Origin of the sequence: Phaeobacter sp. QD34_24 (assembly GCF_028890115.1) — a bacterium.
Lineage (GTDB): Bacteria > Pseudomonadota > Alphaproteobacteria > Rhodobacterales > Rhodobacteraceae > Phycobacter.
This window is the reverse complement of sequence record NZ_JARCJD010000005.1, coordinates 1-13183: the sequence shown is the minus strand read 5'-3', so window position 1 is coordinate 13183 and position 13183 is coordinate 1. Positions and strand designations below refer to the sequence as shown.

The following is a 13183-nucleotide window of genomic DNA, read 5'->3' as shown; positions in this document are numbered from 1 at the left end:
GGGGACGAGATCGACAGGGGCCTGTTGGCCCCCGCCAGGGCCCGCTTAGAAGAAACCAAGCTTGTTGGGGTTGTAGCTGACTAGGATGTTTTTGGTCTGCTGGTAGTGGTCCAGCATCATCTTGTGTGTCTCGCGCCCGATGCCCGACTGTTTGTAGCCGCCAAAAGCCGCATGGGCGGGATAGGCATGATAGTTGTTCACCCAGACGCGGCCCGCTTCAATCGCGCGACCGAAGCGATAACAGGTATTGGCGTCGCGCGACCAGACACCCGCACCCAGCCCGTACATCGTGTCATTGGCGATCTGCAGCGCCTCTTCTTCGTCCTTGAAGGTGGTCACTGAAACGACGGGTCCGAAGATCTCTTCCTGGAACACCCGCATCTTGTTGTGGCCTTTCAGGATGGTGGGCTGGATGTAGTTTCCTCCGGCCAGCTCACCGTCGAACTGCGCGGCCGCCCCACCGGCCAGAACTTCGGCCCCTTCTTCGACGCCAATGCGTAGGTAGGACAGGATCTTTTCCTGTTGTTCAACGCTGGCCTGCGCCCCAACCATCGTGTCAGGATTGCGCGGGTCGCCGTGTTTGATGGCTTTGACGCGTTCAATGCAGCGGGCGATGAAGTCCTCGTAGATGTCCTCCTGGATCAGCGCTCGTGACGGGCAGGTGCAGACCTCGCCCTGGTTGAAGGCAAACAGAACAAAGCCTTCGACCGCCTTGTCCAGAAAGGCATCATCCTTTGCCATCACGTCCGAGAAGAAGATATTCGGGCTTTTGCCCCCCAGTTCCAGGGTGACGGGGATCAGGTTGGTCGTGGCCGCCTGCATGATCTTGCGCCCCGTCTCGGTGGAGCCGGTGAAGGCGATCTTGGCAATCCGCGACGATTGCGCCAAAGCCGCACCGACTTCCCCGCCATAGCCGTTGACGATGTTCAGGACACCGGCAGGCAGGTACTCGGCCATGATTTCAGCAAGGATCATGATCGCCGCCGGGGTTTGTTCCGCCGGTTTCAGCACGATGCAATTGCCCGCCGCCAGGGCAGGGGCCAGTTTCCACGCGGCCATGAGGATCGAGAAGTTCCAGGGGATAATCTGACCGACCACACCCAAGGGTTCATGGAAATGATAGGCGACGGTATCGGCGTCGATCTCGCTCATATTGCCTTCCTGACTGCGTAGCACACCTGCGAAATAGCGGAAGTGGTCGGCAGACAGCGGGATATCGGCCGCCAGGGTCTCTCGGATCGGCTTCCCATTGTCCCAGGTTTCCGCCTGTGCCAACCGCTCGAGGTTGGCCTCGATCGCATCGGCGATCTTCAGCAGGATGTTGGAGCGTTCGGCGGCCGATGTCCGGCCCCAGCTGTCCTTGGCCGCATGGGCCGCATCAAGCGCCAGTTCCACGTCGGCCTGGTCTGAGCGCGCGCATTCGGTGATCGCTTCACCGGTGATCGGGGTGACATTGGTGAAGTACCGGCCGTTCACTGGCGGCGTGAATGCTCCGCCGATAAAGTTGTCATAGCGGGGCTTGAAGGGCGAGACATAGGTGCCTGCCTCGGTATGGGTCATGTCATTCATTGTGTTTCTCCTCCATGTGTCCGGACCTCCTCCGGAACTGCGATGGAAGATGCGCGGGCCACCCCGTGCTGTCTGCAGGTCGACAGATTGAACAGCGAGAGTCTGTCTCAGCGCTGAGACACCTTGGATCAGCCTTGATCCAATCCCAGCCGCTTCATGCGGCGATAGAGCGTGGCGCGGCCAATCCCGAGGTGCCGCGCGGCCTCGGAGACATTGCCACCGCTGCGGGTCAGGGCCCGGATGACCGCCGCCCGCTCCGCCTTTTCAAAGCCGGTCGGCCCATCCCGGCGCCCCAGCACGTCATTTGCGGGGCGTGGCGCAAGATCGCCCACCGGGGCGAAACGGAAGACCCGGCGTGCTTCGCGGGTGGCTCCGATGATCAGATCGTGCTCGTCGATGGCCAAAAGGGTGGAGGCTTCTGCATTGTCGCTTTCCGCGACCACGATACGCGCCTTGTCAAAGGCGGCGCGGAAGTTCGCCTCCTCGATGGCGCGGGCCGTCTGGGCAACCTGGGCACCGATCAGGCGGTTGAAGGCTTCTGTATGATCCGCCCGTGCCGACGACACATCCAACGCCGCCATGATCCGCCCGTCGGCACCGTAGATGGGCGCATCGATACAGCTCATTGCGGTGTTGCGGGCAAAGAAATGCTCATCCCGGTGAATAATGACCCGTCTCTGTTCGGCCAGACAGGTGCCGATCCCGTTGGTGCCTTCATTCTGTTCGCTCCAGTCGGCGCCGATACTGAGGCCCCATTCCTGAAAGACAGCAGTGTCGGCTTCGGAAATCCGCTGATCCAGAACCACCCCATCGTCGTCGGTCAGCAGCACGGCGCATCCGGACTGGCCGATGAGGGAAAACAGGCAATCCATCCGAGGGGCAGCAACGGTCATGAATTTCTCGAAAGCATCCAGCCGTTCGCGCAGGTGCGTGCCCTCCACCCGTTTCGGGCTGCGGTGCTCGCCGGGGTCGAGCCCATGCTTTTCCGCCGAACGCCGCCAGCTTGCCGCGAGCCGCGACCGGGCAGCCGCAGAGGGAGAGTTCGCAACTTCCAGAACTTTTTCGATATGTGCGACAGATGGGGTCATAGCTAGCGGCAGAGAGTTTCGACAAGGCTAGGTGAAGACAAGGGCCAAGGCAAACGCTGCAGGATGCGTCTGTCTCAGAGCTGAGACAGTTGGCGGGTCTTTTCGCAATCGCTTCGGGCCATGGGCGGCCGTGTCCACTGTGCCAGGCAGGAGAAAAAGGGCTGCCGTCAAGCAGGAGTGCAGCTGTTCCGGGGGCTTGAAAGGAAATCAGGCGCATCCCCGGGGACGGCAGGGGGCCGTTACCGGGAATACGCCTGATCCATAAGCTGACCGGCTGCCGATGCAGCAGGTGCGTTAGCCGCCGAAATCGTCCAGCATGATGTCTTCGCGATCCACGCCGAGGTCGAGCAGCATATTGATCACCGAAGAGTTCATGATGGGCGGGCCGCACATGTAGAATTCGCAATCTTCCGGCGCCGGGTGGTTCTTCAGGTATTCGTCATAAAGAACATTGTGGATGAAGCCCGTGTAGCCGCCCCAATCATCCTCGGGCAGGGCATCCGACAGCGCCACATGCCAGGTGAAGTTGGGGAATTCCTTGGCCAGTTCGTCGAAGTCCTCGACGAAGAACATCTCTTTCTTCGACCGCGCACCGTACCAGAAGGTGATCTTGCGATCCTTATTCTTCAGCCGTTTGAGCTGGTCGAAGATATGGCTGCGCATCGGTGCCATGCCGGCGCCGCCGCCGATGAACACCATTTCCTTGTCGGTTTCGCGGGCGAAAAATTCGCCGAACGGGCCGGAGATGGTCACCTTGTCCCCTGGTTTCAGGTTGAAGATGAAGGAGGACATCTGGCCCGGAGGAATGTCCGTCGACCCCGGAGGCGGCGAGGCCACACGGACGTTGAGCATGATCATGCCCTTTTCATCCGGATAGTTGGCCATCGAATAGGCGCGCTCGATGGGTTCGGTCACCGTGGATTCATACTGCCACAGGTTAAACTTGTCCCAGTCTTCGCGGTATTCTTCCTCGATGTCGAAATCGGTGTATTTCAACTGATGCGCGGGGGCTTCGATCTGGATGTAGCCACCGGCGCGGAAGTTCACGTCCTCGCCTTCGGGCAGGTCCAGGACCAGGGCCTTGATGAAGGTGGCGACGTTTTCGTTGGAACGCACGGTGCATTCCCATTTCTTGACGCCGAAGACCTCTTCCGGGACCTCGACCTCCATGTCCTGCTTGACCGCCACCTGGCAGGACAGGCGGTCGCCACAGGCGGCCTCACGTTTGGTGATGTGGCTTTCCTCGGTCGGCAGGATCGATCCGCCACCGGAATGGATGCGCACACGGCACTGCGCACAGGTGCCGCCTCCACCACAGGCCGAGGGGACAAAGAGCTTCTGCTCGGCCAGTGTCTGCAGCAGTTTGCCGCCCGCAGGCACGGAAATGGTCTTCTCACCGTTGATGGTGATATTGACGTTGCCGCTGGACACCAGCCGCGAGCGGGCGGCCAGGATAACCACCACAAGGGCGAGCACGATCAGGGTGAAGAGGATGATGCCAAGGCCAAAGGTTGCCATTGCGTTGATCCTTTACAGTTTCACGCCAGAGAAGGACATGAAGGCCATCGCCATCAATCCTGCGGTGATAAAGGTGATCCCCAGGCCCTGCAGGCCATCGGGAATGTCGGAATACTTCAGCTTTTCACGCACACCGGCCATGGCGGTAATCGCCAGCGCCCAGCCGAAACCGGAGGAGACGCCATAGGTCAGCGATTCCGAGAAATCGTAGCCGCGTTCGACCATGAACAGCGAACCGCCAAGGATGGCGCAGTTCACCGTGATCAGCGGCAGGAACACGCCCAGGGCGTTGTAAAGCGGCGGGAAGTACTTATCGAGCACCATCTCGAGGATCTGCACCAGGGCCGCGATCACGCCGATATAGGAGATCAGGCCAAGGAAGGTGAGATCGATCTCGGGAAACCCGGCCCAGGCCAGCGCGCCGGGGGCCAGCAGGTAGGTCAGGATCAGGTTGTTGGCGGGCACGGTGATGGATTGGACGATCATCACCGAGATGCCCAGACCAATGGCGGTCGAGATCTTCTTGGAAACGGCGATGAAGGTACACATGCCGAGAAAGAACGACAGGGCAAGGTTTTCAACAAAGATCGCCTTGACTGCGAGGGAGATGAGATCTTCCATCAGTGTGCCTCAACCGACTGGATTTTATATTCGCGGGCTTCGACCTGTTCGGATTTCCATGTGCGGAACGCCCAGATGATCAGGCCGATGATGAAGAAGGCCGAAGGCGGCAGCAGCAGCAGGCCATTGGGCACATACCAGCCGCCGTTATTGACTGTTTCCAGGATGGTGATGCCGAACAGGCTGCCGGAGCCGAACAGCTCGCGGATCACGCCGACCAGCATCAGGATCAGCCCATAGCCCAGCCCGTTGCCGATGCCATCGATGAAACTGTCGATCGGCGGGTTCTTCATGGCAAAGGCCTCGGCCCGGCCCATCACGATACAGTTGGTGATGATCAGGCCGACAAAAACAGAGAGCGTCTTGGAAATCTCAAAGGCGAAGGCCTTCAGCATCTGGTCCACCAGGATCACCAGCGAGGCGATGATGACCATCTGCACGATGATCCGGATCGAGCCGGGGATCTGGTTGCGGATCATCGAGATGAACATCGACGAAAACGCCGTCACCAGCGTCACCGCGATCGCCATCACAAAGGCCACCTGCAGCGACGAGGTCACCGCCAGGGCCGAACAGATGCCCAGCACCTGCAGGGTGATCGGGTTGTTGTCGACCAGCGGGTCGATCAGCATGTCTCTGCGTTTATGTGCCATTACAGGTTCCCCGCCTTGAGGTTCTCGAGGAACGGCTTGTAGCCGCTCTCGCCCATCCAGAAATTCACCAGGTTATGGACACCGCCGGTGGTCAGCGTCGCCCCGGCCAGCGCATCGATATGGTATTCGGCCCCGGCGGCAGGTGCTGTCTTGCTGACGCTGATCTGCAATGCGCCGCTGTCATCGGCCAGTTTCTTGCCCTTCCACAGCGCCTTCCAGCGGGGATTGTCCACCTCGGCGCCCAGGCCCGGTGTTTCCGCGTGCTCGTAGAACTGCAGGCCGAAGATGTCGTTGCCGTTCTCTTCCAGCGCGATAAAGCCGTACAGCGTCGACCACAGGCCATAGCCGTGCAGCGGCAGGATCACCTTGTCGATCGCGCCTGCCTCGTCGCGCAGCAGGTAGACGGTGACAAACCGCGCCTGGCGGCCAATGCCGGCCGGGTCGTCGCTCAGCGCAACCGAGGTTGCCGGATCGTCGGCAGCAGCGCGATCGTCAAAGCTGGCAGGATCGAAGGCGTCGGTGAAGGCACCGCTTTCCAGTTCCAGAACCTGTGCCTCGAAGGCGCCGAAGGCCTCGACCACATCCTGGCTCGGATCATAGATGCCCGCCACCTGCAGGATGTTGATCTGCTTGTCCTTCAGCGCGTTGACGGCCTGCATCGGGCGCAGCGCCACCGCAGCGGCGGAGACCACGATCGAGGCCACCAGGCAAACCGATACCGCAACGAAGATCGTCTTGGGCACCGAGTCCGTCGGCAGCGCCAGGAAGCGGCGGATGAAGCCTTGCGGCGGGGTCGGAGTGTTGTTTTCCTCAGCCATGACGTTTGGCCCTACGTTTGATGTTGGCCTGGACGACGAAGTAGTCGATCAGCGGCGCAAAGACGTTTCCGAACAAGATCGCGAGCATCATGCCTTCGGGGAAGGCCGGGTTGATCACCCGGATCATCACCACCATGAAGCCGATCAGCGCGCCGTAGATATAGCGCCCTACATTCGTATGCGCGCCCGAGACGGGCTCGGTCACCATGAAGACAAGCCCGAAGGCATAGCCACCCAGCACAAGGTGCCAGTACCAGGGCATGGCGAACATCGGGTTACTGTCGGAGCCGATCCAGTTCAGCAGCAGCGAGAAGCCGATCATGCCGGCAAGACAGCCCACCACCATGCGATAGTTGGCGATCTTGGTTGCCAGCAGGAAGACCAGGCCGATCAGGCAGGCCAGGGTCGAGGTCTCGCCAAAGGATCCGGGGATGAAGCCATAGAAGCTGTCCCACCAGCTCATGCCGTTGGCGGCAAGGGCCTGGAAGCCTTGCGAGGCCGATACCGCCAGCGCGGTGGCGCCGGTAAAGCCGTCCACAGGCACCCAGACACTGTCGCCCGACAGCTGTGCGGGGTAGGCGAAATAGAGGAACGCGCGCCCGGTCAGGGCCGGATTGAGAAAGTTCTTGCCGGTGCCGCCAAAGACTTCCTTGCCGATCACCACGCCGAAGATGATGCCAAGCGCCACCTGCCACAGCGGTGTCGTGGCGGGCACGATCAGCGCATATAGCATCGAGGAGACCAGGAAGCCTTCGTTGACCTCATGCTTGCGCACGGTGGCAAAGATCACCTCGAAGATGCCGCCCGCAACCAGGGTCACGATGTAGATCGGCAGGAAGTAGAGCAACCCATGCGCCATATTGGCCAGCGGGTTGGCGGCATTGAAGCCGATGCCCAGCATGTCGATGATGGCGGCGCGCCAGCCCGAGGCACCAAATTCGGCAATCGCCAGGTTGGTCTGGTAGCCGGTGTTATAAAGCCCCATCAGGATACAGGGGATCGTGGCGATCACCACATAGGTCATGATCCGCTTCATATCCACGTAGGACCGTGCATGCGGCGCGACCGTGGTCACCGTCTTGGGGGTGTAAAGGAAGCTCTCCACCATCTCGTAGATGGGGAAGTACTTTTCGTACTTGCCGCCCTTCTCAAAGTGCGGCTCGATCCGATCGAAGAAATTACGCAGGCCCACTGTTTACCCCTCTTTCTCGATCTTGGTCAGGCAGTCGCGCAAGGCCAGCCCGTATTCATACTTGGCCGGACAGGCGAACCCGACCAGGCCAAGATCCTCTTCGTCCAACTCCAGCGCACCCAGCAGCTGGGCCTGATCGGTATCCTTCACCAGCAGCGCGCGCAGCAGCTGCGTGGGGAGGAAATCCTGCGGCATCAGGGCTTCGAAGGTGCCGATCGGCACCATGGCCCGGCGCCCGCCATTGAGGTTGCTCGTCAGCGGGAACTTGCGCCGTGCCAAGGCCGAGCCCAGCACCGGCTGAACCGCGTATTTGGCAAACATCGGGCGGATCCAGCCCATCGGGATCTGCTTGCGGTCTTCCTCGATCAGGGTGATCTGGCGCGCGTAGCGACCCAGATAGCCGCTTTCGCCTTCACCGGCGCGCCCGCTCAGCACGGAACCAGAGATCATCCGCACCGGCAGATCGGTCGGCAGATCATTCCGGGCAACATCGGCCATCGACGCACCTGCAATGGTGCGCACCATGCGCGGATCCGCGCAGACCGGACCGGCCAGCGAAATGATGCAGGAGGCGTCGAGTTTTCCGGTCAGAAGCAGGCGACCGATCACGATCACGTCCTGATAGCCGATGGTCCAGACCGGCGTGTCGGCCTTGAGGGGCTGAAGGAAATGGATATGGGTGCCAGCGAGGCCGGCGGGATGGGGCCCGGAGAAGGCAGCCGCCTCGACACCGGGCAGGTCGGCGCCCGGAATGTTAGCGCCGTCGCCCTGGCAGAGATAGGTCTTGCCCTGCGAGAGCGAGGCCACAGCAGCCAGACCAGCGGTAAAGGCCTCGGCGTCTTCGGCGATGATCAGGGCCGGATCGGCGGCCAGTGGCTCGGTGTCCATCGCGGTGACAAAAATCGCCGCAGGCCGGGTGGCAGGATCGGGTACCTTTGAATAGGGGCGGGTGCGGAAGGAGGTCCACAGCCCGGCAGCGCAGAGCCGCTCGGCCAGGCCTTCGGGGGTTGTGGCATCGCCCACCGCCGAAAAATCTACGGGCGCGGCGGCGCTGTCATCGACGTCGATCTCGATGCTGACCAGCTTGCGGCGGGCGCCACGGTTGATGGCCTTGACCCGCCCGGCGACGGGCGAGACGATCTGCACCTGCGGCAAGTTCTTGTCGATCAGCACTGGAGTACCGGCCCCCACCACATCGCCTTCAGCAACCAGGACGCGCGGTTTCAGGCCGATATAGTCGTCGCCCAGAATGCCACAGGTCTGCGATTTCGGAGCAACTTCGATTTCTGATCTTGGTGCGCCCGAGATGGGGACATCCAAACCTTTTCTTAGCGGGAAACGCTGCAACGTTCTTCACCTCTGCCGAAAATTTCTTGGCTTATGCGACAAGCAGGCCTTGGGTGAAAGTGGAAATATGGCTCCTGGGAAACTTTATCTTTCGCGGCCTTTTATCTGTTGAACTGCCCAGCAAACTCGTTGAAAAGCTGTCCCGATAAACCGCCTTGGCCGCCTCGACCCAAAAGGGAGTGTCTCCTTGTCTGATCTGACCGCGTTGTCCCGCCGTTCTTTCATCCTGATGTCGATGGCGCTTGCCGCCTGTAAGCCTGGTGAAAACATTATAAAAATCACAGGCTTGACGATGGGGACTACATATAATGTGGTGGCTGTCGACGCGACCAACTCGGTCAGCGAAGCAGAGGCGAAACAGCAGATCGAATCGGCCCTGGCGCTGGTGAATCGGCAGATGTCGAACTGGGACGCCACGTCTGAGATTTCCCGCTTCAATGCAAATACCGGCACCGAGGCGGTTTCGGTCTCGGCTGATCTGGCCAAGGTGATGCAGGCCGCCGAATCGGTTCACATCGCAAGTGAAGGCCGTTTCGACACCACCATGGGGCCGCTGATCGAGCTCTGGGGCTTTGGTGCCAACACGGGTGTCGGCATGCCGGGCGATGCAGAAATCGCAGAGGCCAAGGCGCGTTCGGGCCATGCGGCGACGCTGAATGTGGGCGCATCGAGCCTGCAGAAGAAACAGTCCGATACGCAGGTATACCTGTCGGCCATCGGCAAGGGCTATGGCGCAGATGCGGTTGGCCGCGCGCTCGAATCCCTCGGCCTGAGCAACTACATGGTTGAAATCGGCGGCGATCTTTATGCCTCGGGCAAGAACGCGGACGGCCTGCCCTGGCAGATCGGCATCGAAAAGCCCGCGGCCCTGTCGGGTGGTGTGCTGGAGCTGATCGGTGTGTCCGGTCTTGGTGTTGCCTCGTCGGGCGACTACCGCAACTACTTCGAAAAGGACGGGCAGCGCTATTCGCACCTGATCGACCCCGCCACGGGTCGCCCGATCACCCACAAGACTGCCTCGGCGACGGTGCTGGCGGAGAATGCCATGCTGGCGGATGCCTGGGCCACGGCCCTGTTGATCCTGGGCCGTGAACGGGGCCTTGAAATTGCCGAGGAGCACGACCTCGCGGTTCTCTTCGTGGACCGGGACGAAGATGCCTCCGACCTGCGGTTCAAGACCGCCGCAAGCGGTCGCTTCACCGCGCTGACAAGCTAAGTTCTGACGGAGCAAGCCGCCATGACCACGTTCCTCTTCACGTTTGGATTGTTGCTGCTGATCATGCTGGGCATGGCCCTTGGCGTGATCCTGATGAACAAGACGATCAAGGGAAGCTGTGGCGGCTTGAATGCGATCAGCGGTGCCGACAAATGCCTTGTCTGCAGCAAGGATATCGACCCCGACAGCCCGCTGCGCGACCGGCTGCAATGTCCGCGCAAGCGTCAGATCATGGAACAGGCGCAGCGCATGGAAAAAAGCGCCTAACCTCCCGTCGACAGCGGAACAAATCCAAGAACCAGCAGCCCGGCTGCGGCCAACAGGCCGAAAAGCCACAGCTGCCAGCGCGGCCCTTCCATTTTCCAAACCCGCCGATATTGGTAGCCGGACAGGCAGGCCAGCACGAAGATCACCGTGGCGATCAGCGGGGACAGGGTAATCAGGGGCACTGCGATCTCCACTTTACTAGACGCTGCGTTATGCTGCAGGCTGTCATGAATGACAACCGCAGCTTAAAGGAGCCGCCCCATGCCCACCTCCTATCAGGCACCGATGCGCAAGGATAAGGACAAGAAAGGCGGTCATAGCCAGACGCCCTCTTCCAACCTGCAGCCTGCGATGGCGACCGTGGCCGATATCCTGAACGGGAAGGGCAACGAGGTGTTCTCGATCAGCCCTGACGAGACATTGCATCGAGCGGTGGAGCTGTTGCGGGACAAGCGTATCGGCGCCTTGCTGGCCACCGACGAAACGGGGGCATTGTGCGGGGTGCTGTCCGAGCGCGATATCGTTCGCAAGCTCGCCGATGCGCCGGGCCGCACCCTGCCGCAGCTGGTTCGGGACGTGATGACCCGGAAGGTCGAAACCTGCAGCCCGGCGGATCCGCTCCTGTCGGTGCTCAAGCGTATGACGGCGGGCCGGTTCCGCCACATGCCGGTGACAGCGGATGGCAAGCTGACGGGCATGATCACGATTGGCGATGTCGTAAACTTCCGGCTGACCCAGCTGGAGCATGAAGCCCTGCAAATGAAGCAATTGATCGTCGGCTGACGACTGATCGGGATGGTGCTGCCTGCGCCATCCCGGTGATGCTTGAAGCGGGTGCCGCCACTCCAGGACATGCCTCCCTCTGGGGCTGGACTCTTTTGTCGCATCCCATTGTCTGAGCTCTGATCCCCCTCATATCGTGAAGGGTCGTCTTTGGTGCTGTCCCCTCCGGGGCCGCCAAGCTGCGGGACGCTGTCGTCTGGTCTCAGGGCCAAGAAGCGGGTTCCTGCCGAGCCGTTCGGCTTGGCTTGCTGCAATAAGCGATCTTGTGAAAGATGATCACAATGAGACTCAGCAAGGCCGAGTACCTCAGAGGCAGTTTGAGTCAGAATAACAAGTAACAAGGGCAGAACACATGATTGGTCGGAAAGTCCTGCGTTCGGCGCTGGCATTTGCTGTAACCGCTACCGTTTCCACGTCATTCCCCCAGGCCGGTCGGGCCGCTGCCGTGCAATGCCCGGCGCCGCTCACCCAAGGGGTGCCCAAACGGCAGGGCAGGGCGCCGCGTGGCAGTGAGGTGATGCAGGCCCTGCAGGGCCTCCAGGGCAGGCAGCGCGACGATCTGGTGATGGAGCAGGTGCTGTCAGGAAACCTGCCGCCCTTCCTGCGCAAGCTGGTGCCGGTCGATATTGCCGGGGTGCTTGCCAATGGAGAGCGGATGTTGGTGACCATCTGCGTCATGCCGGAATACCTTGCGGTTGGCGACAACCGGGATTTCGTGCGGGTGCCGATGGGCCTGGCTTCGGCGGCGCGGATCGCCAGCGAGCTGGGGTTCCTTTTGCCGACGCCAAAGATGGTCGATGCGATCTATAACCGCGCGCAGATCCGGCTTGCGCCGCGTCCGATGAAGCCGACAGCACAGATGGAATCGACCGACTATCTGATGCGGCACGATCAGATCATCGATGCGCAACGCGCCCAAAGCCCGTCGGTCCTGGCCGCGCTGACATCGGGCCAGAAGAAGGACATTGTGCTGACCAATCGGTTGCGCAGCAAACCGGGGCGCGTGGCCATCTATGGCTGGCATCGGCAGAACGGACGCCCGATCCAGCCGCTCAGCACGGTTCACGGGGCGGAATATGCCGATTACAGCCATGGCGTTCGCCTGGTGAGCCAGACCGCCTTTGTGAATGGGCGGCCGACCAGCCTGGCGGAGATCATGGCGGATCGTGAGCTGGCGGGCATTGTCAGCTCTGAAGGGCCGATCGCCGATGCCACAGGCCTGCTGGCCACCCAGTTCTGATCTCGGCCCTGATCCCGGGTTTCTGAGTTCTGGCTCTGCTTCTGCGGTCAGGGGGGCGTTCAGAGCCGTGGCAGGATCACTCCAGTGATTTGCAGCAGCGGAATCCCAGGTGGTAGTTCTCATGGCTGCTGGCGCTCATCACCCTTGATCCATGCCAATAGGGCGCGCGCCAGCGGCACCAATCCGGGTGGGCGCGGTATTTGTCCCAGATGAACCAGCTGCCTTTCATTTCGGTGACACCCAATGAGGTGCTGCCGGTGCTGGCCATCTCGCGGGGGGTCATCGGCAGGTTCATATGTTCGGCCGCGTTGCCGTGCTGATCGTAGACGCCAAGGGCGCTGACACAGCCCGGAAAGGCGCCGGTGGGATAGGTGTTTGACCCGCAGCTGTTGAAGCCACCGCCCCCGCAAGAGGCGCTTTTGGTACTGTTGGCAGCGCAGATGCCGCTTTGATAGGTCGCCCCATAGGCCCAGTTCTTTGTGCCGCCGTATTTGGCATTATGGGCGCTGCGCATCGCTGCGACCGATCCACGGCCAAAGAAATAGTCCGGCGGCTCCAGCGCGCCGGCACAGGCGCCTTCCCATTCATGGGCGTCGCAGATCCGCTTGCCGACGGCGGCGCAGATCTGTGCCGCCTCGCGGGCACGGGTCCAGACGACCGGATAGGTGCAGGGGATGTTGGGGAATTCGAAGATATCGATGCAGGCCTTGGCATCAGAGGGTTTTTCTACCTTCGGATCATAAAGCGGCGCCATGTATTCATCGCCGCATATCCGCTTGTTCTGCGCATTTCTGTAGGGTCAGGACCCATTGATTTCCGTCCAGCGGCGTGATTCACGGTTCGAAAATCGAGCGGTAACATGTCTGATCTA

Annotated in this window: 14 protein-coding genes; 4 read left to right on the top strand and 10 right to left on the bottom strand. The window is 61.1% G+C overall.

Going from position 1 to position 13183, the window contains the following annotated elements; translation table 11 throughout:
* Positions 1 to 45: 45 nt before the first annotated feature.
* From adh to PXK07_RS05015, 8 genes are all read right to left on the bottom strand, one after another.
* Positions 46 to 1569, bottom strand: coding sequence for an aldehyde dehydrogenase (gene adh / locus PXK07_RS05050; protein ID WP_274847112.1), 1524 nt, complete (start codon positions 1567 to 1569; stop codon positions 46 to 48).
* A gap of 128 nt (positions 1570 to 1697) precedes the next feature.
* Positions 1698 to 2657 (bottom strand): helix-turn-helix domain-containing protein, encoded by a 960-nt coding sequence (locus tag PXK07_RS05045; protein WP_274847111.1) that lies wholly within the window; start codon positions 2655 to 2657, stop codon positions 1698 to 1700.
* A 294-nt stretch (positions 2658 to 2951) separates the two neighbouring features.
* Complete coding sequence (nqrF, locus tag PXK07_RS05040; RefSeq protein ID WP_274847110.1) at positions 2952 to 4175, bottom strand: NADH:ubiquinone reductase (Na(+)-transporting) subunit F; 1224 nt, start codon at positions 4173 to 4175, stop codon at positions 2952 to 2954.
* A 12-nt stretch (positions 4176 to 4187) separates the two neighbouring features.
* A complete protein-coding gene (gene nqrE, locus PXK07_RS05035; protein ID WP_274847109.1) occupies positions 4188 to 4796 on the bottom strand; it encodes an NADH:ubiquinone reductase (Na(+)-transporting) subunit E in 609 nt (202 codons plus the stop codon).
* Positions 4796 to 5449 carry an NADH:ubiquinone reductase (Na(+)-transporting) subunit D gene (locus PXK07_RS05030; protein ID WP_274847108.1) on the bottom strand — a complete coding sequence of 218 codons (654 nt, stop codon included), beginning with the start codon at positions 5447 to 5449 and terminating at the stop codon, positions 4796 to 4798. Before PXK07_RS05030 ends, nqrE begins: the two co-directional genes overlap by 1 nt.
* On the bottom strand, positions 5449 to 6267 hold the full coding sequence (locus PXK07_RS05025) for a Na(+)-translocating NADH-quinone reductase subunit C (RefSeq protein ID WP_274847107.1): 819 nt from the start codon (positions 6265 to 6267) through the stop codon (positions 5449 to 5451). The genes PXK07_RS05030 and PXK07_RS05025 overlap by 1 nt, the downstream gene beginning before the upstream one ends.
* Positions 6260 to 7459, bottom strand: a complete 1200-nt coding sequence (locus tag PXK07_RS05020; protein ID WP_274847106.1) for an NADH:ubiquinone reductase (Na(+)-transporting) subunit B — start codon at positions 7457 to 7459, stop codon at positions 6260 to 6262. Before PXK07_RS05020 ends, PXK07_RS05025 begins: the two co-directional genes overlap by 8 nt.
* Positions 7460 to 7462: 3 nt before the next feature.
* Positions 7463 to 8806: a Na(+)-translocating NADH-quinone reductase subunit A gene (locus tag PXK07_RS05015; protein ID WP_274847105.1), complete on the bottom strand. Its 1344-nt coding sequence runs from the start codon at positions 8804 to 8806 to the stop codon at positions 7463 to 7465.
* A gap of 292 nt (positions 8807 to 9098) precedes the next feature.
* On the opposite strand from PXK07_RS05015, the gene PXK07_RS05010 reads away from it, so the two are divergent.
* Together PXK07_RS05010 and nqrM are read left to right on the top strand one after the other, a co-directional pair.
* The gene (locus PXK07_RS05010) at positions 9099 to 10022 is read left to right on the top strand and encodes an FAD:protein FMN transferase (RefSeq protein ID WP_274847104.1); all 924 of its coding nucleotides are present in this window, start codon (positions 9099 to 9101) and stop codon (positions 10020 to 10022) included.
* Positions 10023 to 10043: 21 nt separating this feature from the next.
* Complete coding sequence (gene nqrM, locus PXK07_RS05005) at positions 10044 to 10289, top strand: (Na+)-NQR maturation NqrM (RefSeq protein WP_274847103.1); 246 nt, start codon at positions 10044 to 10046, stop codon at positions 10287 to 10289.
* On the opposite strand, the gene PXK07_RS05000 is transcribed toward nqrM, so the two are convergent.
* The gene (locus PXK07_RS05000) at positions 10286 to 10471 is read right to left on the bottom strand and encodes a hypothetical protein (protein WP_274847102.1); all 186 of its coding nucleotides are present in this window, start codon (positions 10469 to 10471) and stop codon (positions 10286 to 10288) included. The genes nqrM and PXK07_RS05000 overlap by 4 nt on opposite strands.
* Positions 10472 to 10550: 79 nt before the next feature.
* On the opposite strand from PXK07_RS05000, the gene PXK07_RS04995 reads away from it, so the two are divergent.
* Both PXK07_RS04995 and PXK07_RS04990 read left to right on the top strand, forming a co-directional pair.
* Positions 10551 to 11072 carry a CBS domain-containing protein gene (locus tag PXK07_RS04995; protein WP_274847101.1) on the top strand — a complete coding sequence of 174 codons (522 nt, stop codon included), beginning with the start codon at positions 10551 to 10553 and terminating at the stop codon, positions 11070 to 11072.
* 352 nt (positions 11073 to 11424) lie between these two features.
* Positions 11425 to 12312 (top strand): hypothetical protein, encoded by an 888-nt coding sequence (locus tag PXK07_RS04990; RefSeq protein ID WP_274847100.1) that lies wholly within the window; start codon positions 11425 to 11427, stop codon positions 12310 to 12312.
* Positions 12313 to 12388: 76 nt separating this feature from the next.
* Here PXK07_RS04990 and PXK07_RS04985 read toward each other — a convergent pair whose 3' ends face one another.
* Positions 12389 to 13066 carry an SUMF1/EgtB/PvdO family nonheme iron enzyme gene (locus PXK07_RS04985; protein ID WP_274847099.1) on the bottom strand — a complete coding sequence of 226 codons (678 nt, stop codon included), beginning with the start codon at positions 13064 to 13066 and terminating at the stop codon, positions 12389 to 12391.
* Between the last annotated feature and the right edge of the window lie 117 nt (positions 13067 to 13183).

Bases quoted from the DNA above. Each gene is read 5' to 3' on its own strand.
- adh (WP_274847112.1), bottom strand. From the start codon at position 1,569: ATGAATGACATGACCCATACCGAGGCAGGCACCTATGTCTCGCCCTTC.
- PXK07_RS05045 (WP_274847111.1), bottom strand. From the start codon at position 2,657: ATGACCCCATCTGTCGCACATATCGAAAAAGTTCTGGAAGTTGCGAAC.
- nqrF (WP_274847110.1), bottom strand. From the start codon at position 4,175: ATGGCAACCTTTGGCCTTGGCATCATCCTCTTCACCCTGATCGTGCTC.
- nqrE (WP_274847109.1), bottom strand. From the start codon at position 4,796: ATGGAAGATCTCATCTCCCTCGCAGTCAAGGCGATCTTTGTTGAAAAC.
- PXK07_RS05030 (WP_274847108.1), bottom strand. From the start codon at position 5,449: ATGGCACATAAACGCAGAGACATGCTGATCGACCCGCTGGTCGACAAC.
- PXK07_RS05025 (WP_274847107.1), bottom strand. From the start codon at position 6,267: ATGGCTGAGGAAAACAACACTCCGACCCCGCCGCAAGGCTTCATCCGC.
- PXK07_RS05010 (WP_274847104.1), top strand. From the start codon at position 9,099: ATGGGGACTACATATAATGTGGTGGCTGTCGACGCGACCAACTCGGTC.
- nqrM (WP_274847103.1), top strand. From the start codon at position 10,044: ATGACCACGTTCCTCTTCACGTTTGGATTGTTGCTGCTGATCATGCTG.
- PXK07_RS04995 (WP_274847101.1), top strand. From the start codon at position 10,551: ATGCCCACCTCCTATCAGGCACCGATGCGCAAGGATAAGGACAAGAAA.
- PXK07_RS04990 (WP_274847100.1), top strand. From the start codon at position 11,425: ATGATTGGTCGGAAAGTCCTGCGTTCGGCGCTGGCATTTGCTGTAACC.
- PXK07_RS04985 (WP_274847099.1), bottom strand. From the start codon at position 13,066: ATGGCGCCGCTTTATGATCCGAAGGTAGAAAAACCCTCTGATGCCAAG.